The 26,157-nt window shown below is 45.2% G+C and carries 17 protein-coding genes; 12 read left to right on the plus strand and 5 right to left on the minus strand.

The genetic code is table 11. The features are described from left to right. The first annotated feature begins 124 nt into the window (after positions 1-124). Together AB4585_RS07445 and dacB are read left to right on the plus strand one after the other, a co-directional pair. Positions 125-1,183 carry a porin gene (locus AB4585_RS07445; protein WP_372169489.1) on the plus strand — a complete coding sequence of 353 codons (1,059 nt, stop codon included), beginning with the start codon at positions 125-127 and terminating at the stop codon, positions 1,181-1,183. A 111-nt stretch (positions 1,184-1,294) separates the two neighbouring features. Beyond that, positions 1,295-2,728 carry a serine-type D-Ala-D-Ala carboxypeptidase gene (gene dacB / locus AB4585_RS07450; protein WP_372169491.1) on the plus strand — a complete coding sequence of 478 codons (1,434 nt, stop codon included), beginning with the start codon at positions 1,295-1,297 and terminating at the stop codon, positions 2,726-2,728. Positions 2,729-2,853: 125 nt separating this feature from the next. Here the strand turns inward: dacB and AB4585_RS07455 are convergent, their stop codons facing one another. Then, positions 2,854-3,699, minus strand: a complete 846-nt coding sequence (locus tag AB4585_RS07455) for a magnesium transporter (RefSeq protein ID WP_102428941.1) — start codon at positions 3,697-3,699, stop codon at positions 2,854-2,856. Between the two features lie 384 nt (positions 3,700-4,083). Next, positions 4,084-5,271 (minus strand): tyrosine--tRNA ligase, encoded by a 1,188-nt coding sequence (tyrS, locus tag AB4585_RS07460; protein WP_017059402.1) that lies wholly within the window; start codon positions 5,269-5,271, stop codon positions 4,084-4,086. 129 nt (positions 5,272-5,400) lie between these two features. On the opposite strand from tyrS, the gene AB4585_RS07465 reads away from it, so the two are divergent. Further along, positions 5,401-6,690 carry a peptidoglycan DD-metalloendopeptidase family protein gene (locus AB4585_RS07465; protein WP_065584911.1) on the plus strand — a complete coding sequence of 430 codons (1,290 nt, stop codon included), beginning with the start codon at positions 5,401-5,403 and terminating at the stop codon, positions 6,688-6,690. An 84-nt stretch (positions 6,691-6,774) separates the two neighbouring features. Here AB4585_RS07465 and AB4585_RS07470 read toward each other — a convergent pair whose 3' ends face one another. From AB4585_RS07470 to erpA, 3 genes are all read right to left on the minus strand, one after another. Then, entirely contained in the window at positions 6,775-9,867 is a 3,093-nt protein-coding gene (locus AB4585_RS07470; protein WP_372154982.1) for an efflux RND transporter permease subunit, read from the minus strand. A 10-nt stretch (positions 9,868-9,877) separates the two neighbouring features. Then, a complete protein-coding gene (locus AB4585_RS07475; RefSeq protein ID WP_017059405.1) occupies positions 9,878-11,002 on the minus strand; it encodes an efflux RND transporter periplasmic adaptor subunit in 1,125 nt (374 codons plus the stop codon). Positions 11,003-11,364: 362 nt separating this feature from the next. Then, positions 11,365-11,706: an iron-sulfur cluster insertion protein ErpA gene (gene erpA / locus AB4585_RS07480; protein ID WP_004734539.1), complete on the minus strand. Its 342-nt coding sequence runs from the start codon at positions 11,704-11,706 to the stop codon at positions 11,365-11,367. A 296-nt stretch (positions 11,707-12,002) separates the two neighbouring features. Here erpA and hemL point away from each other — a divergent pair, with 296 nt between their 5' ends. The 9 genes from hemL (at position 12,003) to AB4585_RS07525 (ending at position 26,087) form a co-directional block, all read left to right on the plus strand. Continuing rightward, positions 12,003-13,298: a glutamate-1-semialdehyde 2,1-aminomutase gene (gene hemL, locus AB4585_RS07485; protein WP_010436060.1), complete on the plus strand. Its 1,296-nt coding sequence runs from the start codon at positions 12,003-12,005 to the stop codon at positions 13,296-13,298. A gap of 342 nt (positions 13,299-13,640) precedes the next feature. Continuing rightward, the gene (locus AB4585_RS07490; protein WP_017059406.1) at positions 13,641-14,726 is read left to right on the plus strand and encodes an AI-2E family transporter; all 1,086 of its coding nucleotides are present in this window, start codon (positions 13,641-13,643) and stop codon (positions 14,724-14,726) included. A 110-nt stretch (positions 14,727-14,836) separates the two neighbouring features. Beyond that, complete coding sequence (gene rsmC / locus AB4585_RS07495) at positions 14,837-15,859, plus strand: 16S rRNA (guanine(1207)-N(2))-methyltransferase RsmC (protein ID WP_017066801.1); 1,023 nt, start codon at positions 14,837-14,839, stop codon at positions 15,857-15,859. A gap of 216 nt (positions 15,860-16,075) precedes the next feature. Further along, positions 16,076-19,465: a response regulator gene (locus AB4585_RS07500; protein ID WP_136977818.1), complete on the plus strand. Its 3,390-nt coding sequence runs from the start codon at positions 16,076-16,078 to the stop codon at positions 19,463-19,465. Between the two features lie 699 nt (positions 19,466-20,164). Further along, complete coding sequence (locus tag AB4585_RS07505) at positions 20,165-21,847, plus strand: ABC transporter substrate-binding protein (RefSeq protein WP_017056650.1); 1,683 nt, start codon at positions 20,165-20,167, stop codon at positions 21,845-21,847. Positions 21,848-22,016: 169 nt separating this feature from the next. Further along, positions 22,017-23,003 (plus strand): ABC transporter permease, encoded by a 987-nt coding sequence (locus AB4585_RS07510; RefSeq protein WP_017059409.1) that lies wholly within the window; start codon positions 22,017-22,019, stop codon positions 23,001-23,003. A 2-nt stretch (positions 23,004-23,005) separates the two neighbouring features. Continuing rightward, on the plus strand, positions 23,006-24,031 hold the full coding sequence (locus AB4585_RS07515) for an ABC transporter permease (RefSeq protein ID WP_017056648.1): 1,026 nt from the start codon (positions 23,006-23,008) through the stop codon (positions 24,029-24,031). Between the two features lie 2 nt (positions 24,032-24,033). Then, positions 24,034-25,017, plus strand: coding sequence for an ABC transporter ATP-binding protein (locus AB4585_RS07520; protein ID WP_017059410.1), 984 nt, complete (start codon positions 24,034-24,036; stop codon positions 25,015-25,017). A 74-nt stretch (positions 25,018-25,091) separates the two neighbouring features. Next, a complete protein-coding gene (locus tag AB4585_RS07525) occupies positions 25,092-26,087 on the plus strand; it encodes an ABC transporter ATP-binding protein (protein ID WP_017059411.1) in 996 nt (331 codons plus the stop codon). Positions 26,088-26,157 lie beyond the last annotated feature (70 nt).

Below are 26,157 nucleotides of genomic sequence, written 5' to 3' on the forward strand. Positions count from 1 at the left end.
TTGCACTGGCATTTTCAGACTTCTGTTCTAATCATGATTATGAAGCCTGATTAATACAGGCAATACACAAAAGGGTTCAAATCCTTAATAAAACTTCTATGGACAGTAATTAGGAAATAATAACATGAACAAGACTATGATCGCGCTTGCTGTATCTGCTGCAGCTCTTGCTACTAACGCAGTGGCAGCCGACGGTAAACAAGCTGGTGATATTGCCGGTACTTCTGTATACAGCTCAAACGGCACTTCTCTAGAAATCGGTGGTCGTGCTGAAGCTCGTCTATCTCTAAAAGATGGCAAAGCTGAAGACAAAACACGTGTACGTCTTAACTTCCTAGGTAAAGTTGAAATCCAAGACGGCCTATACGGCGTTGGTTTCTACGAAGGCGAATTCACAACTGCTGAAAACGGTGGTGCTACAGACAGCAACAGCGACAGCATCACAAACCGTTACACATACGCTGGTATTGGCGGTACATTCGGTGAAGTTACATACGGTAAAAACGACGGTGCGCTAGGCGTTATCACTGACTTTACCGATATCATGTCTTACCACGGTAACTCAGCGGCAGACAAAATCGCAGTAGCTGACCGTTCAGACAACATGCTTTCTTACAAAGGTCAATTCCAAGACCTAGGCTTAAAAGCAAGCTACCGCTTCGCTGACGGTGATGTTGACGCTAACGATGAGTTCAGCGACAACGGTAAAGATGGCTACTCTCTATCTGCTATCTACGCAATCGGCGATTCTGGCGTTAAGCTAGGTGCTGGTTACGCAGACCAAGATCAATCTAACGAATACATGCTTTCTGCATCTTACCGCATGAGCGATTTCTACTTCGCTGGTGTATTCACTGATGGCGAAAAACAGACTACAGGTGTAATCAAGAACGATTCTGTAGACTACACAGGTTACGAATTCGCAACTGCGTACACACTAGATAAAACTGCATTCACGCTAACGTACAACAATGCAGAAACTGACGGTGAAACTTCTGCAGATAACGTTGCAATCGATGCAACTTACTACTTCAAGCCTAACTTCCGTACGTACATCTCGTACAATTTCAACCTAATCTCTGAAAATGATACGATCGGTACAACAAACCTAGCTTCTAACGGCAAAGCAACTTCTGCTCAAGCTGAAGACGAAATCGCTCTAGGTCTACGTTACGACTTCTAATTCTGATTATCTAATTGATTAATTAGTTAATTGAGAATCAAAACGCCCGCTATCTAGCGGGCGTTTTTTATATCTGTATACTGAAAACATCAGCCATCCAAGAAATCTTCTATGCGCCTTCTATCCACACTACTGGTATGTAGTTTTTCCATTAGCGCTTTCTCAATTAACGCTTTCGCTTATTCACCACTAGATAAGCTGCCTGATGGCAGTAGCACCAGTGTGATTTTGGAATCCCTGACGGGCGATTCAAACAAAATGAATTCCAACAGTGATGGCTTCTATCCTCCCGCTAGTACTTTAAAGCTGGTGACAGCGTTGGCGGCTAAGTTGGAGTTAGGAGATGACTTTCACTACACGACCAGCATTGCTCGTTCTAGGAATGACTCTATCATTTCATTTAGTGGCGACCCAACCCTGCAACGAGAACAGCTTAAAAGCCTTTTAGCTCAATACGCTAAGTCTCAATCAAGAACTATCAAAGGCAACTTATACCTCGATAACTCGACTTTTACGGGCTATCAGCGAGCGGTGGGTTGGCCTTGGGACATTCTAGGGGTTTGTTACAGCGCGCCTTCTAGTGCAATGACCTTGGACAGCAACTGCGCACAAGCCTCTATTTATACAAAAGATAATGGTGCGACACGCGTTTATATTCCCGCTCACTACCCGATAGACGTTACAACCACCGCTGCCACGGTAACTCGCTCTGGGCAGAAGGCGACACAATGCGACTTGGAACTCATCACCACACCAGATAACGCTTACAAGCTCTCTGGTTGCTTGGTTGAGCGCAAAAAGCCACTGCCACTTAAGTTCGCCATTCAAAATCCAGAACTTTACACCTATCAAGTTGTTGCATCGCTTCTCAAAGAACTGAAAATAGAAGTAAAAGGTGATGTGATTATTGGTAAAAAAGAGAAAGCAGACAAAACCACGTTAGTCGCTAGTCACAACTCAGAAAAGCTTCCTGAACTGCTCGATATCATGCTCAAGAAGTCGGATAACCTTATCGCAGATAATCTAACTAAAACGCTAGGAGCCACATTTTATGTTCAACCAGGCAGTTTCAATAACGGTACTGAAGCGATAAAGCAGATATTGCTGACCAAGGCTAATATTGACCTCAGTAAAGCGCAGCTCGTCGATGGTTCAGGGCTATCTAGAAATAACCGAATGAGGTCACAGACCATGGCTCAAGTGCTTCGTTATATCTGGGAAAACGATCAACAGCTCAACCTAATTGAGGCTATGCCTACATCAGGTGTAAATGGAACGCTCAAGTACCGTCCAAGCATGAGAAAAGCACCGATTCAGGGCAACATCACAGCCAAAAGTGGTTCTTTGTACGGAACGTACAACATGGCGGGATATGGTTTAGATGAGTCCGGGAAACCAAACTCTTTGTTTGTGCAGTTTATTCGTGATTACTTCCCTGAAGAGCAAGATCCAGACAGACCGGTAGAGGCTCCAATCACCCAGTTTGAGCGTGCTTTCTACAAAGATGTAGTTGAGTTCAGTCAAACACAAAGCAAATCGAAGTAATGTTTGGCTCTGTGTAAACTTCTACTCAAACAATAAAAATGGCGCTAAAGACCTTAAATCTTCAGCGCCATTTTTGTTTCTCAGATGTATTTAGCTATTTTTATAGGTGCCTATTTTTATAGGAGCTAAGCGATACCGAGGAATGAGTTAACCACAGTGAAGTAGATCCACATTCCTGAGATATCAACTATGGAAGCAAGCACTGGGCTCACTAACACCGCTGGATCAAGCTTAAATAGCCTAGCAACTATCGGCAATCCGCCACCTAGCACGGTTGATATGGTCACCTGAATAAACAGCGCTACCGCAATAGCTAACGCAATCATGTTGATATCATAACCACCTGTCGCTTGGTTTTCACTAAAGAGCAAAATACGTCCAATCATCACCACAGCAATAGCTAAAGCTAAACAAATAGCGACTCTAAACTCTTTCCACAGAACGTTAGCCCATTGGCGTTTTTTTAACTCACCTGTGGCTAAGGCTCTGATAACCAAAGTCGCGGCTTGTGTCCCGGTATTACCACCAGCTGCAGCAATTACCGGCATGTAGATAGCCAAAAGTACCAACTGACTGAGAATGTCTTCATATTGAGCGATAATAAGCCCTGAGACGATGCCCAATAGTGCTAACGCAATAATCCAACCGATACGCTGTCTAACGTGGCTCATGACGCCAGTAGAAAGATAGCCCTGCTGAGGTTCTACCTCTGAGTAAATCAGCCCTAGTTGGTGAGCTAGATGTCGAGAGCGCTTCTCAAAGCCCTGCTCTTCTAGCTCACTAAGTAAAGTCTGAATCGTACTAAGAGAGCATTGCCCCAGCACTAACACCGCATCTTCGAGCGGCATTCGGTTCAAAAGGTTAATTTGTTGTTCACGTCCGTACTGTTGAAATGCATTCGACACAGCTTGGATGTCTTGCTCTGAGTACAGAGCTTCAATAGATAAAAAAGTGTTGTTCATTACCGTCATGGCGAATCTCCCGATTGGCAAAGGTAACGACCATCAAAACAAATAGCATAGATTTATAGATTTATAGATTTATAGATTTATGCGCACCAAGAGCTGAAAGCTACTGGTGTGTCTACTTGTTAGAATCTAGTGTGTGGAAAAGAATGAGGGGGAAAAACAAAGATACCCTACCTGAACGGCAGGACAATAGATCAATACCGAGACAGGTTATTCTTCTCCATTCAAACTAGGAGGATGGTCGGTATTGTTCATAAAAATCTCCAGAATTACTGTCAATTTGACAGCGCGCATAGTGTAGCAATAGGCGTTTCAAAGTTTCGTCAATTTTAAGTCAATAAAAAAGGCATCCGTGGATGCCTTTGGTTCAATTATTGATGTGCATTATTACTTAATAGTAATACGAGCAAACTTACGCTTACCTACTTGGTAAACGGCAGTACCTGCTTCAGGCACGAATTTGCTGTCTTCAATCTTCTCGCCTTCAAGCTTAGCAGCGCCTTGCTTGATCATACGCATCGCATCAGAAGTCGAGTTTACAAGACCCGCTTCTTTTAGAACGTTCGCAATTGGCAGGCCTGCTTCGAATTCAAACTCCGGCATTTCATCAGGAACTTGGTTCTTAGCAAAACGGTTAACGAACTCTTGCTCAGCGGCTTCAGCATCTGCTTCACTGTGGAAACGAGCGATGATCTCTTTAGCAAGAAGCACTTTAACGTCACGCGGGTTCTTACCTGCATCAACGCCAGCTTTCAGTTCCGCAACTTCTTCAAGAGGACGGAAAGACAGCAGCTCGTAGTAGCTCCACATTAGATCGTCAGAGATAGACATGATCTTACCAAACATCTCGCTTGGTGCTTCGCTAATACCGATGTAGTTATGCGCAGACTTAGACATCTTCTTAACACCGTCTAGACCAACAAGTAGTGGCATCATTAGTACCGCTTGTGGTTTTTGACCTGCTGCTTTTTGCAGTTCACGACCCATTAGAAGGTTAAACTTCTGGTCAGTACCGCCAAGCTCAACGTCGCTCTCTAGTGCAACAGAGTCGTGACCTTGTAGAAGTGGGTACATGAATTCGTGGATTGCGATCGGTTGACCACCAGCGTAACGCTTTTTGAAGTCATCACGCTCAAGCATACGAGCAACAGTTTGGTTAGAAGCAAGACGAATCATGCCTTCAGCGCCAAGCTCAGATAGCCATTCAGAGTTGAAACGAATTTGCGTCTTCGCAGGATCTAGAATCTTGAATACTTGCTCTTTGTAAGTTTCAGCATTCTTCAATACGTCTTCGCGGCTTAGCGGTGGACGTGTTGAGTTTTTACCTGATGGGTCACCAACCATTGCAGTGAAATCACCGATAAGGAATGTCACTTCATGACCAAGCTCTTGGAAAGCACGAAGCTTGTTAAAGATAACCGTATGGCCTAGGTGGATATCTGGAGCTGTTGGATCGGCACCCAGCTTAATGCGTAAAGGACGACCTTCTTTTAGTTTTGCAATCAGTTCGTCTTCTGGAATCAGTTCTTCTACGCCACGTTTGATCTCGGCTAGTGCAGCTTCAATACTCGCCATTCTTGTTCACTCCCACAGATTTGGCAAAAATACATTAATTAGACATCTTACTTGAATAGCGATGTATTTTGAAACCAGTTACACTATTCCGTCGTCGATTTTCATAATATTTACAGAACGAACCGGAACATGTTGTCTATTTTTGCACGCCTTCCTATTTTGCACCGGGCTTTTATCGCATTTTTTAGTGCCATAATTTTCGTCGCGATTTTCTTACTCCCCGACGTCAACAGTTTGCGTGACGATTCGGGCGCTTTAGTTGTGGGAAAACATTACCCACTGACTATCAATGCCTCTGCACTTATTAGCTCAAGTGACGCTCCACCGACGGCAGTGCTCAATTGGGAGAAATACACCGTTCGCTCTGGCGAAAGCACCTCTGTTTTATTTGAACGTATTGGCCTCTCATACCGTCTGCTGATCACGCTACTCAATACCAATAATGATATTAAGAAGCAGCTGTCTAACCTAAGACCTGGTGATGTCTTGCAGTTCGGCTTTGATGAAAACAACGACCTTATTCAGTTAAAACGACAACTTAGTGCGTTTGAAAGCTTCAAGATCACTAAATCTGGCGATTCTTTCTCATCAAGTTTCGACAAAAAAGAAGTGGTATACCAATACAATTATGCCGAAGCCAACATCACCTCTAACTTCTGGAACGCTGGCGTCAGCGCAGGTTTAACCGCAAACCAAATTATGGAACTGGCCGGCATCTTCGGTTGGGATATCGACTTTGCGTTAGATATTCGTAAGAACGACAGCTTCAAAATCTTATACCAAGAGAAAGTGGTTGAAGGTGAAGTAGTTGGTCGCGGTAAGATCATGGCAGCCGTATTCAAAAACCAAGGCGATTCATTTACCGCGGTATTGGATGATAAAAGCGGCAACTACTTCGATGAAAATGGTCGTGCGATGAAGAAGGCGTTCTTGCGCTCACCAATTGATTTTCGTCGCGTAACATCGAACTTTAACCCTACCAGGAGACACCCAGTAACCGGTAAGATTCGAGCTCACCGCGGTACTGACTACGCAGCCCCTGTTGGCACGCCTATCTGGGCAGCCGGTGACGGTATTGTTCAGAAGTCAGGTTACAACCAATTCAATGGTAACTACGTGTTCATCCGCCACAGCAACACCTACATCACCAAGTACCTGCACATGAAGCGACGTATGGTGAAAACCGGTCAGCGCGTAAAACAAGGCCAAACCATTGGTACTTTGGGCGGTACAGGCCGTGTGACTGGCCCGCACTTACATTATGAATTCTTGGTTAATGGCGTACATAAAAATGCGCGTACCGTGAAATTGCCTCAATCCAAGTCGTTAACTGGTAAAGCAAAAGCAACCTTTATTGCCAACTCAGAGATTCGATTAAGAAACCTTGAGCGATACGGTCAGTTACTAGCGACTAACTAGGCGTTTGTAGCTTCACTGCAAAATAGAAAAATGCAAAGAGCGCCCATCAAGGCGCTCTTTTTTATGCTCACATACCACAACTAGCTACTGTTTTTCAGGTTTGTTGTTCCGTCCAAGCATTAACAAACAAGGGGTTAATACTAAAGTCAGCACCGTGGCAAACGCCAAACCACCAGCAATAGCGGTCGCAAGCTGTGACCACCATTGTGTACTTGGCGCGCCAAACTCTATCTTTTGATTAATCAGGTCGATGTTCATCTCTAACACCATCGGCATTAAACCTAAGATAGTCGTAACCGTCGTGAGCATTACTGGCCTTAAACGCTGAACACCGGTTCTTAGAATCGCATCTCGCTTGTCCAAGCCTCTTTTGATGAGCTGATTATAAGTATCAATCAACACGATGTTGTTGTTCACGACTATGCCGGCGAGCGCTATTACCCCAATTCCCGACATCACAATGCCAAACGGACGTTGGAAGATCAGTAAGCCAACGAACACGCCAACGGTCGAAAACAATACAGCACTCAGAATCAAAAACGCTTGATAGAAGCTATTGAACTGAGTAATCAGAATCAAAGCCATTACCGCCAAAGCAACCAAGAAAGCACTTTGTAAAAAGGCTGACGAGTTTTCTTGTTCTTCGTTTTGACCACGGATGCGAAATTCCACGCTACTCGGCAGCCCTAGCTCACTCAATGCTTGTTCGATCTTTGGTAGTTCGAGAGCAAGGTTATACCCTTCTTCCATATCCGCCATGATGTTCACCACACGCTTGCCATCAAGGCGTTTAATGGTGTCTTGCTTATGGTCGGGAACGATCTGAGCGAAATTAGTAATAGGTACTAAACCTGCTGGCGTTTTCACCCTAAGCTGGTCGAAGCGCCCGATATCACGCTTATCATTAGGGTAGCGCACCAAGATATCGACCTCTTCTGAAGAGTCATCGGGCAGATAATCACCAATCTTGAGACCATTAGTCACGAATTGAACGGTATTACCCACTAAGGTCGCATCAGCTGCAAAGCGCGCAGCATCGTCGCGGCGAATATCCACCTTCCAATCGATGCCATCTTTACTCGCAGTATCGCTGATATTGGTCAGTGCTTTATTTCCATCAGCCCAACCTCTCACAATTTTTGCAGCCTGATTGAGCTGCTCTGGAGTTCTTGCCGACAGCTCAATCACTAAGTCATTTTCAACCGGAGGCCCAGCATCAGGGAACTTATATTCAATCTCAACACCAGCGTATTGATCGGTTTGTACCTTCAACTCATCAATAATCGCCTTAACGCTGCGTCGATATTGCCAGTCAACAGGCGTAATTGAGATCAAACCAATCTGGTCGTCACCACCAGTACGCGTGTAAACGGTATCGAACTCATCATGATTGAGCATCATCAGTTCAATATCACGCATGATGTCATCCTTTTCTTGGATAGACAGATCCCCATGCGAGCGAACTTTGACATTAAAGAATGGCGGATCAACTTCTGGGAAGAACTCTGCACCTAGACCCGCTTTTGAATAAGTAAAACCAACTGCAACCGCGAGCAGTGCCGCACTGAACAAAATCTTAAAGGGGTGTTTAATCGCTAAAGAAAGCGTGTGGTAGTAAGCCTTGGTTAAACCAGTAGCCTGTGAAAAGTCACCATTATGCAGTGCGACCATTCGAGCTTGGCTTTTAGACGATACGTATTGAGGTTTGCCAATCAAACCGCCCAGCACGGGCACAAACAACAACGCCATGATCAATGATGCAGTTAAAGTCGCGATCAGAGTTAGTGGTAAGAACTTCATAAATTCGCCCGTCACATCAGGCCAAAACAGTAACGGAGCAAATGCGGCTAAGGTTGTGGCAGTCGATGCGGTTATCGGCCACGCCATCCGTTTCGCTGCATCTCGGTAAGCGGCTTTGCGCCCTTCACCCTCTTGCATTCGCCTGTCTGCAAATTCGGTCACCACAATCGCACCGTCTACTAGCATCCCCACCGCCATAATCAGAGAGAACAGCACTACGATGTTGACGGTTAAGCCAAACACCGAAAGAACCAATAACCCGGTTAGGAATGAGCCTGGAATGGAAATACCCACTAACAAAGCGGTACGCACACCAAGAATCGCGATGATAACGATCACCACCAGAATAATGGCGGATAAGATATTGTTTTGCAGATCATTAAGCATGATCTTCACATCTTTAGATTCATCCCAGGTGTATTTGACCAACAGGTTATTTGGCCATTCCGCTTGCTGCTGAGCACCAGCCATTACCGCTTTGACTAGCTCAACGGTTTCGATGATGTTCTCACCTGCACGCTTCTTGATATCCAACACCACCGCAGATTTGCCATCTAAACGAGCAAAACTTTCAGGATCTCGAAACGCTCGACGAACCGTAGCGACATCGCCAAAAGTGACCACCTGCTTGCCATCCACTTTAATAGGCAACTCAAGCACGTCTTTTAAGGAGTTAAATACCGAAGGGACTTTGACAGAAAAACGTCCGTAGCCAGTATCAACAAAACCTGCGGCCACCACTCGATTGTTCAGAACGATCAGATTATAGATATCCGCTTGATCTAAGCTGTAGCTCTCCATCAATAACGGATCGACAATGATCTCGACGATGTCAGCGCGATCGCCCGCAATATCGACTTCAAGGATTTGGCGATAGCTTTCTAATTTGTCTCCAAGCTCTCGGGCAATTTGCACTATGGTGCGCTCAGGAACGGTACCGAATAGCACAACAGACAAAACAGGTTGCTCAGAAGCCAGCGTCACCTCATTTACGGTCGGTTCGTCACTGTCTTCTGGTAGTTTTGGTTTAGCCAGATCAACCGCGTCACGCACATCGGCCATTGCTTTGGTGAGATCGACGCCAACATTAAACTCCAACACAACAGAGGCATGCCCTTCTGCTGCGGTTGCTGTCATCTCTTTTACGCCTTCAATCGACCTCAGCTCTTGCTCAATAGGTCGAACCAATAAACGTTCTGCATCCGTTGGCGAGATCCCTTGGTGCCCGACCGAAACATAGATAATTGGGATGGTAATGTCTGGGCTCGATTCCTTAGGTATCGTGATATAGGTGACGACACCGGCTACAAGGATTAACGCTAAAAGGGAGAGCATTGTTCGAGCACGAGACAAGGCTGCATCAATAATTGAATACATCGGTTATCTCCTACTCTGCGGTTACGTTAGAGAGTTCAGCGACTTGCTCAACAGCAATCACCGAATCACCATCACGCACAAACCCTTGGCCTACTGTGATGATATCGACGCGTTGACCTAGCCCCGTGAGCCACACTCCATCTTGTTCGGCCTTTACTAGCTGAATGCCTACAAACTTCACCGTTGGTGAGTCATCGACTGAAACCAAGGTTTTGACCCCTAGGTTACCCGCCTCATCCAATGCTAGCATCGCCGGTGTTATCTTTATTGCATCTCTTGTTTCTAGGTTGAGTTTAACTTCGGCACTGACACCTGCTGGTAATAGGCCTTTAGAGTTATCGATTTCTATCTCGATTGGGAAGGTATTAGTAGCAACAGAAGAGATACGAGAAACATAGCGTAAACGGCCTTCCGCTTCTTCTCGCCCTAACAAACGAACCAAAGCAGATTGATTGACTAGCAAATGTTGGATATGACGCTCACTGACATCCGCCTCAATAACCAAAGGATCGAGGTCAATCACGCCAGCAACAGGATCGCCAACACTAACGAAATCACCGAGCTCCACCATCAAATCTTGAACCACACCCGAAAAAGGCGAAGTAATCACAGTATTCTTTAAAGCCAACTCCGCATTGCGCATCATGGCTTTTGCTTCTGTTAATGAAGCCTCAGCTGTGGTGTAGGCGATTTCACCTTGCAGTCCTCTTTTCTTCAGTGACTGCGCCGCTTTGAACTCTTTCTGCTTCAAGCGATATAACGCAGATGCTCGCTCTAGTTGAATCTCTAAATCACCCTTATCTATCTGGGCAATGGCTTGTCCTGCTTTAACCATCCCCCCCTTAACAACATTCAATCTGACAATCTTACCCGCGACTTCTGCACCTAGACGAGCATGCCTATCGGGCGCCGTTCTTCCATAGAGATCAATCGTTTTAAAGGTCGGTGATGAGGTGAAGGTTTGAAAGGAAACCTTAGCCAGCGGAATTTCTGTTGCCTTTTTTTCAGGTGACTCTTCTGCTTGCCCTACGCCTAAACCAAGCCAGATCGACAACAACACGACTAGAGTCAGAGAAACCAGCCACGGCTGCTTCAATTTCTGAAAAAGTGGTGAGTTAGAAAATAGAGTGGGCATAACAAATCCTTTTGTCCGATGTCATTCAGGCGCGCTAGTTGGCTTAATAGCGTGATGTGCAACTTCCTTATGCACAAAGGTAACCTTAACAGACCAATCCTCAACGAAGTTGGACGCTATCGACAGTTTAAAAAATATGCCGTGTACTAAAAATGACAAAATAGAAGGTTGGAATGATTTTAAAAGCAATAACTTAATATGTCTTAGCAATTTTGAGGCTGCGTGACAAACAAGAGCCTTGCTAAGAAAGGAGCTTTGTTATGAAGAGAAATTTGGGGATATAAAAACAAAAACGCCGAACATAAGTTCGGCGTTTACAACCTTCTGGTGTGGCTTTCAGCTAATGCAGCTTTGAGCTCATGCTATACGCTAAATGATGCACCACAACCACATGTTGTTGTCGCGTTCGGGTTGTTCACAAAGAAACGAGCGCCTTCTAGGCCTTCTGTGTAATCAACCATGCCGCCCATTAAGTACTGTAGGCTCATTGGGTCAACAACCAGCGTTACACCGCTGTTTACAATTGTAGTGTCGCCATCATTTACTTTTTCATCAAATGTGAAGCCGTATTGGAAACCGCTACAACCACCACCTGTAATGTATACACGCAGTTTTAGTTCTGGGTTTTCTTCTTCAGCAATTAGCGTTTGTACGCGGGTAGCTGCTGCATCAGAAAAAGACAATGGGATATTTACTTCGCTCACGACAACCTCTCTTACCTGTGTCAAAAACAACATGATACAAATCTAATTCGAGACCATAGTTGTTGAGTATTTTCTTATATTCCGGTGATTATCTAATACCTGACTGAAACGTTCAAGTATTCACCACAGGATCGGTCCTTTTACTGCTGTAAACTCACCAATATCTAACAATTAAAACGTGTAACCACACAAAACAACCAGATTCGGGTGATTATCTGGGCGAAAGCATTCCTAGTTGGATTAGGGATAGGTACAATGCGTGCCAATTGGTCCGACAGTCAAAAGAGGATATATCAATGACCAAATCAGCAGAGCTGTACGAAAAAGCACAGCAAACTATTCCTGGTGGCGTAAACTCTCCAGTTCGTGCATTCAATGGCGTAGGTGGTTCTCCAATCTTCGTTGAACGCGCTGATGGCCCACTTATTTTTGATGCTGATGGTAAAGCGTATATCGATTACGTTGGCTCTTGGGGGCCAATGATCCTTGGTCACAACCACGCTGTTATTCGTGATGCTGTGATTGCAGCAGCTCAACGCGGCCTTAGCTTCGGTGCTCCAACCGAAACTGAAATCAAAATGGCTGAACTTGTATCTGAGATGGTTCCATCAATGGAACAGCTACGTATGGTGAGCTCAGGTACAGAAGCAACAATGAGCGCGATTCGTCTAGCTCGTGGCTTCACTGGTCGTGACAAAATTCTTAAGTTTGAAGGCTGCTACCACGGCCACGCAGACAGTCTACTGGTAAAAGCTGGTTCCGGCGCACTGACTTTAGGTCAACCAAGCTCTCCTGGTGTACCGGCTGACTTTGCTAAGCTGACATTAACGGCAACCTTCAACAATCTAGATTCAGTACGTGAAATCTTCGCAGCAAACAAAGGCGAGATCGCTTGTATCATCGTTGAGCCAGTAGCGGGTAACATGAACTGTATCCCTCCTGTAGAAGGCTTCCACGAAGGTCTACGTGAAATCTGTGACCAAGAAGGTGCATTGCTAATCTTTGATGAAGTAATGACAGGTTTCCGCGTTGCTGAAGGTTGTGCTCAGGCTTACTACAACATCAAGCCAGACCTAACGTGTCTTGGTAAAGTGATCGGCGGCGGCATGCCTGTGGGCGCTTTCGGTGGTCGTAAAGACGTGATGCAATACATCGCACCAACTGGCCCTGTTTACCAAGCGGGTACGCTTTCAGGTAACCCTGTTGCAATGGCTGCTGGCTACGCATGTTTGAACCTTCTACGAGAAGAAGGCAACGAAAAGCGTCTAGCTTCAAAAACTAAGCAGTTGGCAAAAGGCTTCAAGCAACTTGCTGACAAGCACGGCATCCCAATGCTAGTTCACCAAGTTGGCGGCATGTTTGGTTTCTTCTTCACTGACCAAGAAACTGTGACGTGCTACGAAGATGTAACTAAGTGTGATGTAGAACGCTTCAAGCGCTTCTTCCACCTAATGTTAGATCACGGTGTTTACCTTGCACCTTCAGCATTCGAAGCAAGCTTTACTTCTCTTGCTCATGGTTCAAAAGAACTTGATGCAACACTAGAAGCTGCTGACCGCTCTCTTGCGATCATTGCTGCTGAAAGCAAATAATCGAAAGCACTTTATAAGTCGCTAACCGATTGAATTTAGGGCTGCATTAAATGCAGCCCTTTTTTATATATCGCGCTCAACAGCCACAAATATGACAGCTTATTTAGCCGTCGACTAAGGCTAAAGCTGAACCAAAAGCATTAACGTTCCCAGAAAAGAAAAACCAACAACATCAAGGTACCGAGGAACATTCTGAACCAAGGGATCTCTTTTTTTGTTTGCTGTTCTTCGTCTTGGCATTTCTTATCTTTATTACAGCATCCCATTATCAAAACTCCTCATTGCTAACTCTCTGTTTTGCAGCCATTATAAACTCAGAACGCAAATATAGAGACCATTACCGTGTCAGAAAAACTCAAAATCAATTCCAGCCACTGGGTGATCATCATTGCCCTACTCGCGGCGGCTTATGCTTGTTACTTGCTTATCGAGCCATACGTTAACTCTATCGTGATGGCCTTTATCATTTCACTATTGATGTTCCCAATCCATGAGTGGCTTGAAAAAAAGCTCCCGAATAAAGAAAACATCGTCTCTCTGCTGTCTTGTATCATACTGACCTTCATTATTGTTATCCCTTTATTGGCAGTATTCGCAGCAATTGTTCAGCAAGGTTCTCTGTTCTCTCAGAACACCTACCAATGGGTAACACACGGCGGCATTCAGACTCTGTTTGCTCATCCGTTAGTGGTCAAAGCGCTGTCATTTGTGAATAACTACCTGCCTTTCGACAACATTGAGCCCCAAGCCATCGCACAAAAAGTCGGTGAGTTTGCGACCAGCTTTGGTTCTAAGCTAGTTGGTATCAGTGCCAAAATCTTAGGTGACGCAACCAATTTCTTGATGGATTTCTTCTTGATGCTGTTCGTTTTGTTCTTCTTATTAAGAGATCATGACAAAATCATCAGTGTGGTTCGTCATATTCTGCCGCTGTCTCGTAGCCAAGAAGACAAACTTCTAACAGAGATAGAACAAGTATCTAAATCAGCAGTAATGGGCTCATTCTTAACCGCAATCGCGCAAGGTTTTGCCGGCGGTTTAGGTATGTGGATTGCCGGTTTCCCAGGTCTATTCTGGGGTACTATGATGGGCTTTGCCTCTTTCATCCCAGTTGTGGGTACCGCATTAATCTGGATTCCAGCAGCAACCTACTTGTTCCTAACTGGTGATACCACGTGGGCGATTTTCCTAACGGTTTACTGTGTAGCGATTGTTGGTTCAATTGATAACCTTCTGCGTCCGCTGCTAATGCAAGGCAGTGCAGGCATGAATACCCTGATGATCTTCTTCTCACTATTGGGTGGTATTCAACTGTTTGGCCTAATTGGTCTTATCTACGGACCATTGATTTTTGCGATTACCATTGTCCTATTCAACATCTACGATGAAGAGTTTAAGGACTTTTTAAACCAGCAAGACAAGAGTTAACGAACTTGACGTCAACTTGATTGGCGAACCCGTATTAAACACTTCAAGCTTTGGGCGGATTATGCGAAAATCCGCCCTCATTTTTTGCTAACGATTCAACAGAGTGTCCTATGTCAGCTTATATTGCACCAAGCCAGATTGCTCAACGCCAACTCGCCTACTTTGAAGGCAAACATGTTTTAGTTGCCGGTGAGGCAGAAGATTTGTTCCCTGTTGAGTTAGCGAAGCATTGTGAATCTGTCTCTGTGTTTACTTCTAATTACAGCTACTACCGTCAATTAGAAGGCTACAACACCATCCAACGTTTTTATGGTGCGGAGTTTACCGAAGAGACCAAAGCCGACTTAGTGATGTTGTACTGGCCAAAAGCCAAAGCGGAAGCGGAATTTTTGTTGGCGATGCTATTTGCCAAGCTAGGCAAAGATACCGAGATCGTCGTGGTTGGTGAAAACCGTTCAGGCGTGAAAAGCATCGAGAAGATGTTTGCTCCTTACGGCAAAGTTGTTAAATACGATTCAGCGCGTCGTTGCTCTTTCTACTGGGGTCAATGCTTCGAGCAACCACAAGCGTTCAACCTGCAAGACTGGTTTAAGACCTACACGGTTAACATTGGTGAGCAATCACTTACGGTAAAAAGCCTTCCTGGCGTCTTCAGTCACGGTCAATTCGATGTCGGTAGCCAACTTCTGTTGGATACTCTGCCAAAACTAAAAGGCAAGGTACTGGATTTTGGCTGTGGTGCAGGCGTATTGGGCGCGGTGATGGCATCTCGTAACCCAGATATCGAGCTAGAAATGTGCGACATCAGTGCATTTGCCGTGGCATCAAGCCAAGCAACGCTAGAAGCGAATGGTTTAACGGGTAAAGTCTTCGCATCCGATGTCTATTCTGATACTGCAGAAGACTATCAGTTCATCATCAGTAACCCACCATTCCATTCAGGTTTAGACACTAGCTACAGCGCGACTGAGACCTTACTTTCTCAGGCTCCTAAGCATTTGAAGCGTTCTGGTGAGATGATTATTGTTGCGAATAGTTTCTTAAAATACATTCCAATTATTGAACAAGCGTTTGGAAAATGCGCGACTCTAAATAAGACCACTAAATTCGCGATCTATCACGCAAACAAATAACCTCTCTAGCACAGCGCAGGGTCATTATCTGCGCTGTCTGTTCATATTTTTGTCAAAACTCTATAAAAATGAGCTTTTGCACACGCTTTAAATACCACTTACTTGTCAAAGTAAAAAAACTCGTTAATTTCGTTAAATTGGAACCCGTTAATTCTATTCTCTGTACTTGTTTTCGCCCCTTTTAGCAGTACATCAAAGGAAAGTAGTACCCAATTTATGTTTAGATTCTATCGTAAGCAGAAGTTTAAGCGCCTTCAAAATACCCTAATGCTGGCATTTCTTGTCCTCAGTATTACCCCTGTGACACTTATCGCGATATTTTTCCTCCAATCGCACAGTCAGGATCTCCAGGAACAAAGCACCTCACACCTTGTTTCGGTTCGTGATACTAAGCAGCAGCAAATTGTCGATTACCTACAAGCTCAAGAATCCCAAGTGATGGGCTTTGTTCGCTCAGAATTGGCCAATGCCAGTGGCGGGCGATTTTATGGTTTGATCAATGCATTTCAACGATTGGGGTTAGATATTGACGAGGCACGCAGTAATGCACAGCAGCGCTATATTCAAGGCTCTGGCGATCAAATCAAAACGTCGATCCTCCCTGAATCCAGCAGCTTTATTGGCAGCGAGCGTTATCGCCTGCTCCACAAGCGCTACCATAATGCTTACCTAGAACTGCTTAAACGCTCTGATTTTGACGATATTCTCTTAGTTGATATCAACGGTAACGTCGCTTATTCCGTCTTTAAAAATGACGATTACGGCACCAATCTGCTGACAGGAAAATACAAGGACTCCAACCTAGGTATTACCTTTCAACGACTAGCCAAAGACGTAACCGACCGACGCAAATCTAACGAAGATTACACGCCGGTTATCGTTTCTGACTTTAAAGACGAGAATGGCAAACAGACCGCATGGCTAGGCGCACCTATCGTTCAACAAGGCTACCTACACAGTTACGCGATGTTTAGGCTACCAATCAACGGCATTACTAAGTTGATTGCGGATCTCAACAAGAGTTCGAATATTCAAACGCTGCTTGTAGGTGATGATCACCTGCCGCGTAGCCTTGCTCATTCACAAGAATCTATCAACTTGAGCCTAGATGTTGTCGATAAAGCATTGGCTGGCGAAACAGCGGTTGGCACCTTCGACAACACCCTAGATCAAGCGATCATCGCGGCATATACGCCAATTGAGCTGAAATACGCAACATGGGCTCTTGTCGTAGAGCTGCCAGAGAAAGAGGCGTTTGCCCGTATTCATCAGTTAGAAAAGATCTTCGTGATCGTGATGCTAACGGCGATCATTCTGGTAGTCGTTGCATCGCACTATCTGTCTAACTTCATCACATCCCCACTGCTTAAACTGACGTGGGCTGCCGAAAAAGTATCGGCGGGTGATCTCGATGAAACCATGATCAATACCGAGCGCAAAGATGAGATAGGCCGACTCGCGGTGAGCTTCGAAAGAATGCAGCGATCTATTCGTGAAAAAATGCAGCTCATCAAAAGCCAAAACGATGAGCTTGAGGACAACCTTAAGACCATTCAAAAGCAAAACGAAGAGTTACAACTGGCAAATAAACTCAAAGATGAGTTCTTAGCGACTACTTCACATGAATTGAGAACACCACTGCATGGCATGGTGGGTATCGCTGAAGCGTTGATATCTGGAGCTAACGGCCCTATTCCTGCTAATCAGAAATATCAGTTGGATATCATCATCAATAGCGGTCAGAGATTGGCGACCTTGGTTGATGATCTGCTTGATTATCACAAGATGCGCTATGGCAGCTTAGATATTAAGAAATCAGCCGTTGATTTGTCGGCAGCCACCAGCTTGGTCCTAGAGTTGTCTCATCACCTATTGGGCAATAAGCCAATCCGTATTATTAACCAAGTCCCAAGTGATTTAGGTCTGGTTTCATCGGATCCTCAACGACTTGAGCAAGTGATGTATAACTTGGTCGGCAATGCCATCAAGTACACCTCAGAAGGTAAAATTGTTATCTCTGCCAGCGTTATCGATGACAACATTCGTGTACAAGTTGTCGATACTGGCCAAGGTATACCGGCCGAGTACCTTGAGCACATCTTTGAGCCATTGATTCAAGCAGGCCAAGATGCGAGTAACTACCGCCAAGGTGCAGGGCTTGGATTATCGATCAGTCGTCAGTTGATCGAGCTAATGGGCGGTTCACTGTACGTTAGTAGCCAACCAATGCTCGGCACTACGTTTAGCTTTACCCTGCCCCTAGCTACTCAAGATGAGTTAGACAGTTACAACGAATCAGGTCACTACTCGCACTTCCAAGCGCCTGATTTAATTGATAACAGCCAACAAGAAAATAGTGTTATCAGTGAAAACCCAGATGGCCCGTTATTGGTTATCGCCGATGATGAGCCGGTTAACCTGCGAGTATTAGACAGCTTCTTGAAGTTAGAAGGTTATCGAGTACGTACTGCATGTGATGGCCCTGAAACCATTGAACTGATTGAGAAAGAGAAGCCAGAGCTGCTTCTGCTCGACATCATGATGCCAGGAATGAGCGGCTATCAGGTTTGTGAAGCACTGCGTAAGCAATACGATCATGCTCAGTTGCCAATCATCATGCTAACGGCACTCAACCAAGCAGAAGACCGTGTTCGAGGTTTCGAAGCTGGCGCCAATGACTACTTGTCTAAACCGTTCAACAAACAAGAACTAGCGGCTCGAATTACAGCACATCTATCAGCAAGCAAAGCTGAACAGAGACGCCTTGAAAACGACCAACTGCAACTCGAGCTCAAACATAGAGCGATGGTTGAGGCTAACTTGTTAGAAACTCAAGGCCGCTTATTAGAGCAACTAGAATCGGCACCTGAAGCCATCATCTGTATTCGTGACGACCAACGTATTCGCTTTGCTAACGAAGCTGCGGCGAAGCTATTCAGACGCGGACAAGAACAACTTAAACGCTCAATGGTCGACGAGATCATTGCGCCTAAATACCTTAAGGTAGAACAAGCCCACTACTGCGGTGATATTGATATCTATATAGACGATACACGTCAGCGCATACCAAGTGACATCCTTAAGCTGCCTGAAGGCTCAGGGCTCGACACCATGTATATCTTCAATGTAGGTGGTGGTGTTAACTCAAACCGAATCAATAACCTTGAAACGGCGGTTGAAGCTCTCTCTAGTTATGCCTTTGAAGGCGACAAAGATAAGTTGCAACAGTTGAAGGAGCTTGGCGGAGAATTTACTCGTCTTGCTGACAAGGCAACCGGTGAAGGTAAAAACAAGCAAGAGTTAATGCGCGAGGTACTGGTCGATGCGATGACTAATGCCATCATCTACTGGGAATCGGTGACTGGTGAAACCAAGTTCGCTTTCGCCGAGAAGAGTGGCTTGTGGCGCGTCTACTTAGACCGCAGTACGCTGCAAACTCGAACGCTAGACAAATACCTACGCGTAGAAACCCTACCGAAAACCCCTCGCTGGCGAACGGTACTGAGCTCAATCGAATTCATACTGGAACACTGTAAAGAACAGACGCCAGAAAGAACCCATATTGAGATGCTAAGAGATAAACTTCAGAAACTACTGACCAGTTAATCCCTGAACCAACATCACGATACTTTGAATAATGGAGCCCACCTAGCGTGGGCTTTTTTGTACGCCTAATAATCACAAAAAGTAGAATCCCATCGCTTGCAACGCACTTTTTTTACGCCCTTAAACAAGGAGGAATTCACGCCAATTACGTACAGTGTGAGCTCGTAACCGTCAGTACTTTTCGTTCTATTCTCAATCATATCTGACTCTTTGTTGCAGTTTGAGAAGCGAGTCACAACAGAACGGCAGATTTAATTTTCTAGGGAAATTTAACGTAAAACTGGCAAGTGACCGAGATCTACAATTATACCAACGTAGGGTAAAGCATTATAATAAAAAGCCTTTAAAGTTAGTGACCACTTACAACTAGCAATAACCTCAAAACCAAATGCGAGTCACATCACCTTAACAATTCCGCACAAAAAACCACCAAAGCAACCTATTTTGACGTTAATGACGTGGGGTTGTGTATTTTTAACGTTTTTGACGGGAAACGAGTTTGATTAATTCATCGATAAGGTGTTTTCTTACTCCTGCCAAAGGCCTACAGGCCACTCTTACCACTTCTCAGATCAACGATGAATCTGGAGCAACGAAGAAGAGGTAGGCCTTTAACCAGAGTGTGTATCTACTAAACAATTTAGCGACAGATAACATTCAATCCATTAGTGAAATGAAAGCAAATAGTAAGGAACAGCTATGCTTGCCAATATAAAAAAAACAGCAATAGCAACAGCAATTATTGCAACTGCTACAACAGGTTTTGCATCAGTAGCAACCGCTGCAGAACGCAGTGAACTGACCGTTCACCCGAAAGAGTACACTACATTCGTACGTAACTTTAACCCGTACCTTGGTGCTACTAACCTACATACTACAACTGACTTCATGTATGAGCCGCTAGTAGTATTTAACGAAATGCACGGTAACACTCCAGTGTTCCGTCTAGCTGAAAACTTCAAGATGTCAGATGATCTGATGAGCGTTGTTTTCGACATTCGTAAGGGTGTTAAATGGTCTGACGGAGAAACTTTCTCTGCTGATGATGTTGTTTTTTCTTTCAACCTTGTAAAAGAGAAGCCAGAGCTTGACCAATCTGGTATCAACTCTTGGGTAACTTCTGTAGAGAAACTGAACGACAACCAAGTTAAGTTCACACTAACAGAAGCAAACTCAAACGTACCTTACGAGATTGCTAAAGTACCTGTAGTACCTAAGCACATCTGGAAAGACGTTAAAGATCCATCAACGTTTACCAATGAGAACCCGGTAGGTTCTGGTCCATTTACAGAAATCGATACGTTTACAGCGCAGCTATACATCCAGTGTGCAAACCCGAACTACTGGGATGCAGACAACCTAGATGTTGACTGTCTACGTGTTCCACAAATTGCGAACAACGACCAATTCCTAGGTAAAGTTGTAAACAGTGAAATGGACTGGACGTCTTCTTTCGTTCCAGATATCGATCGTACATACGCAGCAGCTAGCCCTAAACACCACTACTGGTACCCGCCAGCAGGTACACAGGCATTCATCGTTAACTTCAAGCACCCTGATGCTGCGAAGCATGAAGCATTGAGCAACGTTGACTTCCGTCGTGCTTTCTCTATGGCTCTTGACCGTCAAACTATCATCGACATCGCATTCTACGGTGGCGGTACTGTAAACGATTTCGCATCGGGTCTTGGCTACGCGTTTGAAGCTTGGTCTGATGAAAAAACTCATGACAAGTACAAAGGCTTCAACACTTACAACGCTGAAGGCGCGAAGAAGCTTCTTGCTGACGCTGGCTTCAAAGATGTAAACAAAGATGGTTTTGTTGACACTCCATCAGGCAAGTCTTTCGAACTAATGATTCAATCGCCAAACGGCTGGACTGACTTCAACAACACAGTTCAACTAGCGGTAGAACAGCTAAACGAAATCGGTATTAAAGCAAAAGCTCGTACACCTGACTTCTCTGTTTACAACCAAGCAATGCTTGAAGGTACATACGACGTAGCATACACAAACTACTTCCACGGTGCGGATCCATACACGTACTGGAACAGTGCTTACAACTCATCACTACAATCTGGTGATGGTATGCCTCGTTTCGCAATGCACTTCTACAAAAACGACAAGCTAGATGGTCTTCTAAACAGCTTCTACAAAACAGCTGATAAGAACGAGCAGCTAGACATTGCACACGGTATCCAGCAAATCATCGCTGCAGACCAAGTGACAATCCCTGTGATGTCTGGTGCTTACATGTACCAATACAACACAACTCGCTTCACTGGTTGGTGGAACGAAGAAAATCCAAAAGGCCGTCCAAACATTTGGGCTGGTATTCCAGAGCGTCTACTTCATGTACTGGACCTAAAACCAGTTAAATAAGTAATCGTTCAATCCTTGCGGCGTAACCTCTTACGCCGCTTATAAAAATCCCCACACTCTCAATTGAAAGTATGGCGCTAGTCGTCAGGGGATTTTTCGTTCCAAATTTCGCTAGGAGCGACCTGAATCCAGAAACAGGGAAACAATCTGGGTGAGTAAGGTGTGAGTTATGGGTTATTTTTTAAGACGTTTGTCATTTTATTTTGTCGCGCTATTAGTTGCTGCGACGTTAAACTTTATTATTCCAAGAGCAATGCCTGGTGACCCAGTTACCATGATGTTTGCGAACGCTTCTGTACAAGTTACTCCAGAGCGTATTGCTGCAATGAAAGAACTATTAGGCTTCGTTGATGGTGGCTACTTAGTTCAATACGTGGCGTACATGAAGAACATTCTTAGCTGGGAACTTGGTACATCAATTCAATTCTACCCACTTTCTGTAAACACACTGTTGGGTGGAGCATTCGGTTGGTCGCTTTTCTTAGCCGGCACCGCAGTTATTCTTTCTTTCTCGATTGGTTCAATCCTAGGTATTTTCGCAGCGTGGAAACGCGGCAGTAAGTACGATGCCTTCGTAACGCCAGGGATGCTGATTCTACAAGCCGTTCCTCAAGTTGTTATCGCGATGATTGCACTATTTACCTTTGCAATTGGCTTGAAGTGGTTCCCAACAGGGTATGCCTACACCGCTGGTACTATACCTGATTGGACAAGCTGGGCATTCATTAAAGATGTCGCTTACCACGCCTTCTTACCACTGTTCTGTGCTTCTGTTGTTCAAATTGGTGGCTTCCTAGTAAACATGCGTAACAACATGATCAACCTATTAGCCGAAGACTACATCACCATGGCGAAAGGCAAAGGCCTGAGCGAAAACCGAGTGGTATTCAACTACGCAGCTCGTAACGCGATGCTACCTAGTGTGACAGCCCTGTCAATGTCGCTAGGTATGGCAATCGGCGGTCAGTTAATTATCGAAATCATCTTTAACTACCCAGGTCTTGGCAGCGTACTTTTCAACGCAATTAACGCTCGTGACTACCAAGTACTGCAAGGTCAGCTGCTTATCATGACGCTATTCATGCTGTTCTTTAACCTAGTTGCAGACATGCTTTACGTTGTTCTTGACCCTCGTCTTCGTAAGGGTGGTAAATAATCATGAAAGACTTTTTAAAACTCATTTGGCGTAACCCGATGGCCCTAACAGGCGTCATCATCCTAAGTATTTTTATTCTTGGCGCGATTGCAGCTCCATTAATCACCAAACATGTACCAGACAAGCGTACAGGTAACCCACACGAATATCCTGGTTTCGTGGTGAAGTCTGCACAAACTAACCCTGATGGCTGGGTTGCTCAAAATCTAGCAGACGACCGTCGTACATTGATCATGTCTAAAAAGGCAGACCACGTACTAGGTACAACTCGTATGGGTCGTGACGTTTGGTCTCAAGTGGTATACGGCGCACGCGTATCTCTTGCTGTAGGTTTTGGTGCGGGTCTAACCGTATGTTTACTCGCAACTGTTATTGGTGTTTCTGCAGGTTACTTCGGTGGCCGTGTCGATGACGTTCTAACAGCCGCAATGAACATCATGCTGGTAATCCCTCAATACCCATTACTGTTCGTAGTAGCAGCCTTTATCGGTGAGGCAGGGCCACTCACCATAACCTTGGTTATCGGCTTTATGTCTTGGGCTTGGGGTGCCCGTGTTGTTCGCTCCCAAACCTTAGCACTGCGTGAAAAAGAGTTTGTAAAAGCCGCTGAAGTTTTGGGTGAATCTTCATTCCGCATCATCTTCGTAGAGATTCTGCCAAACCTTATCTCTATCGTTGGCGCAAGCTTCATCGGTTCGGTGATGTACGCAATCATGATGGAAGCAACCATCTCGTTCCTAGGTCTTGGTGACCCGAACACAATCAGCTGGGGCATCATGCTTTACAACGTTCAAACCTCTTCATCAATGCTGATTGGCGCTTGGTGGGAACTGCTGGCTCCTTGTATCGCACTGACACTACTTGTAACTGGCCTTGCTCTACTTAACTTCGCGGTCGATGAAATTGCTAACCCGCAACTGCGTTCTCACAAAGGCATGAAGCGTTGGAAGAAACTAGCAGCTCAAGACAAAGAAGAACGTGAACCAGAACTACCACCACAAAATGCACTTTGGAGCGGAGATAAATAATCATGTCTGAACCACTAATTTCTATCCGCAACTTATGCGTGGATTACATCACAGAGTCTGGCGATGTTCGTGCGTGTAACAACGTAAGTTTCGACATCGCTCCAGGTGAAGTCTTCGGCCTAGCTGGTGAATCTGGCTGTGGTAAATCAACGGTCGCTTTCTCTCTTATGCGTCTTCATAAGCCGCCCGCTTACATCAGTGGTGGTGAGGTTATCTTCAACGGTGAGAACATCCTTGAATACAGTGATGACCGTATGCAGTCGTTCCGTTGGAGTGAGATGTCGATGGTATTCCAGAGCGCGATGAACGCACTCAACCCAGTACTACCGATGGAAGAGCAGTTCTGTGACGTAATCATGCGTCACACCAACATGACTCGCGAGCAAGCTAAGCAGCGTGCTGAAGGTCTACTTGAAATCGTCGATATTCACCCGAGCCGATTGAGTGATTACCCTCACCAATTCTCTGGCGGCATGCGTCAGCGCTTGGTTATTGCTATCGCGTTAGCACTGAATCCAAAGCTGATCATTATGGATGAGCCGACAACCGCACTTGATGTGGTTGTGCAACGCGAAATCCTACAAAAGATCTATGCACTAAAAGAAGAATTTGGCTTCTCAATTCTGTTCATCACCCATGACTTGTCATTGATGGTCGAGTTCTCTGACCGCATCGGCATCATGTACTCAGGTGAGCTAATCGAAGTGGCTAACTCTCAAGATATTCTAGAAAACCCTTACCACCCTTACACCAAAGGGCTGGGAAATTCTTTCCCTCCACTGACAGGGCCAAAGACAAAGTTAGCAGGTATTCCGGGTAACCCTCTGAACCTGTTAGAGATCCCTGAAGGGTGTCGTTTCCAAGCTCGTTGTGACCGTGTACATGAAAAGTGTACCAAGGTGCCAACCAAGCTGCGTTCTATCGACCCGGGACATTTGTCTAACTGCCACCTGTACGGTGACCCAATAGTACAAAGGAAGCTATAGCTTGCGTGAATAACGAACAAGGCGGCTCGACCGCCTAAAAACAAGCAAAGCGAATAAGGATTCTGGAGACAATTATGAGCAAAGATTTCGGTCAATTATTGGTAGAAGGCAAGAATGTCGTAAAAGACTTCCCAATAAGCAGTACCACCATTCAAACCCCAATGATGCGTGCGATTAACGACGTGTCATTCAAGATGTACAAAAGCCGTGGCCTAGCAGTGGTTGGTGAGTCTGGTTCAGGCAAATCAACAACCGCAAAAATGATCGCAAAAATGTACGCACCTTCAGGCGGCACGATCGAATACAAAGGTCGTGATATCCAAGAGATCTCAAGCAGAAAAGATCTTATGCACTACCGTGAAGGCGTGCAGATGGTATGGCAAGACCCGTTTGGTTCATTGAACCCAACGCACAATATCTTCCACCACATTGCTCGACCACTGTTGATCCACAAGAAAGTATCTCCGGGCAACAAGAAAGAGCTAGAAGAACGTGTTTACGATCTTTTAGAGCAAGTGGGCCTGATCCCACCAAAAGAGACGGCGAAGAAGTACCCTCACCAACTGTCTGGCGGCCAACGTCAACGTGTCAACCTAGCCCGCAACATCGCGGTAGGTGCCGAAGTTGTACTAGCCGATGAGCCAACTTCAATGCTTGATGTATCGATTCGTGCCGGTGTTTTGAACCTGATGGAAGAGATGAAGTTCGAGAAGCAAATGTCTCTGCTTTACATCACTCACGATATCGCAACCGCTCGTTACATCGCTGAAGACCTTTCGGTGATGTACGTGGGACACATGGTGGAATGGGGCGATACCGATGACGTGATTGCTAACCCTCAGCACCCATACACCCAATTGCTTGTTTCGGCCGTTCCAGATCCTAAGAAGTCGATCCACGAGCAACTTGCAGGCAACAAAGGTGAGATTCCTCTGTGGACACCAGTATCAGCAGGCTGCCCATTTGCAGGCAGATGTACTCACGCAATGGATAAGTGCAAAGAGCAGCTACCAGGGGTTACGCAGCTCGCTGATAACCACTTTGTGCGCTGTTACCTACACGAAAGCTAAGCAATAAAACCCAAGTTAGGGTCTTCGGACCCTAACTATTTATATCCAAAACATTCAAGTACCTAGCCAA

This window comes from Vibrio sp. 10N.222.49.C9 (assembly GCF_041474985.1).
Lineage (GTDB): Bacteria > Pseudomonadota > Gammaproteobacteria > Enterobacterales > Vibrionaceae > Vibrio > Vibrio crassostreae_C.

Bases quoted from the DNA above. Each gene is read 5' to 3' on its own strand.
- AB4585_RS07445 (WP_372169489.1), top strand. From the start codon at position 125: ATGAACAAGACTATGATCGCGCTTGCTGTATCTGCTGCAGCTCTTGCT.
- dacB (WP_372169491.1), top strand. From the start codon at position 1,295: ATGCGCCTTCTATCCACACTACTGGTATGTAGTTTTTCCATTAGCGCT.
- AB4585_RS07455 (WP_102428941.1), bottom strand. From the start codon at position 3,699: ATGACGGTAATGAACAACACTTTTTTATCTATTGAAGCTCTGTACTCA.
- tyrS (WP_017059402.1), bottom strand. From the start codon at position 5,271: ATGGCGAGTATTGAAGCTGCACTAGCCGAGATCAAACGTGGCGTAGAA.
- AB4585_RS07465 (WP_065584911.1), top strand. From the start codon at position 5,401: ATGTTGTCTATTTTTGCACGCCTTCCTATTTTGCACCGGGCTTTTATC.
- AB4585_RS07470 (WP_372154982.1), bottom strand. From the start codon at position 9,867: ATGTATTCAATTATTGATGCAGCCTTGTCTCGTGCTCGAACAATGCTC.
- AB4585_RS07475 (WP_017059405.1), bottom strand. From the start codon at position 11,002: ATGCCCACTCTATTTTCTAACTCACCACTTTTTCAGAAATTGAAGCAG.
- hemL (WP_010436060.1), top strand. From the start codon at position 12,003: ATGACCAAATCAGCAGAGCTGTACGAAAAAGCACAGCAAACTATTCCT.
- rsmC (WP_017066801.1), top strand. From the start codon at position 14,837: ATGTCAGCTTATATTGCACCAAGCCAGATTGCTCAACGCCAACTCGCC.
- AB4585_RS07500 (WP_136977818.1), top strand. From the start codon at position 16,076: ATGTTTAGATTCTATCGTAAGCAGAAGTTTAAGCGCCTTCAAAATACC.
- AB4585_RS07505 (WP_017056650.1), top strand. From the start codon at position 20,165: ATGCTTGCCAATATAAAAAAAACAGCAATAGCAACAGCAATTATTGCA.
- AB4585_RS07510 (WP_017059409.1), top strand. From the start codon at position 22,017: ATGGGTTATTTTTTAAGACGTTTGTCATTTTATTTTGTCGCGCTATTA.
- AB4585_RS07515 (WP_017056648.1), top strand. From the start codon at position 23,006: ATGAAAGACTTTTTAAAACTCATTTGGCGTAACCCGATGGCCCTAACA.
- AB4585_RS07520 (WP_017059410.1), top strand. From the start codon at position 24,034: ATGTCTGAACCACTAATTTCTATCCGCAACTTATGCGTGGATTACATC.
- AB4585_RS07525 (WP_017059411.1), top strand. From the start codon at position 25,092: ATGAGCAAAGATTTCGGTCAATTATTGGTAGAAGGCAAGAATGTCGTA.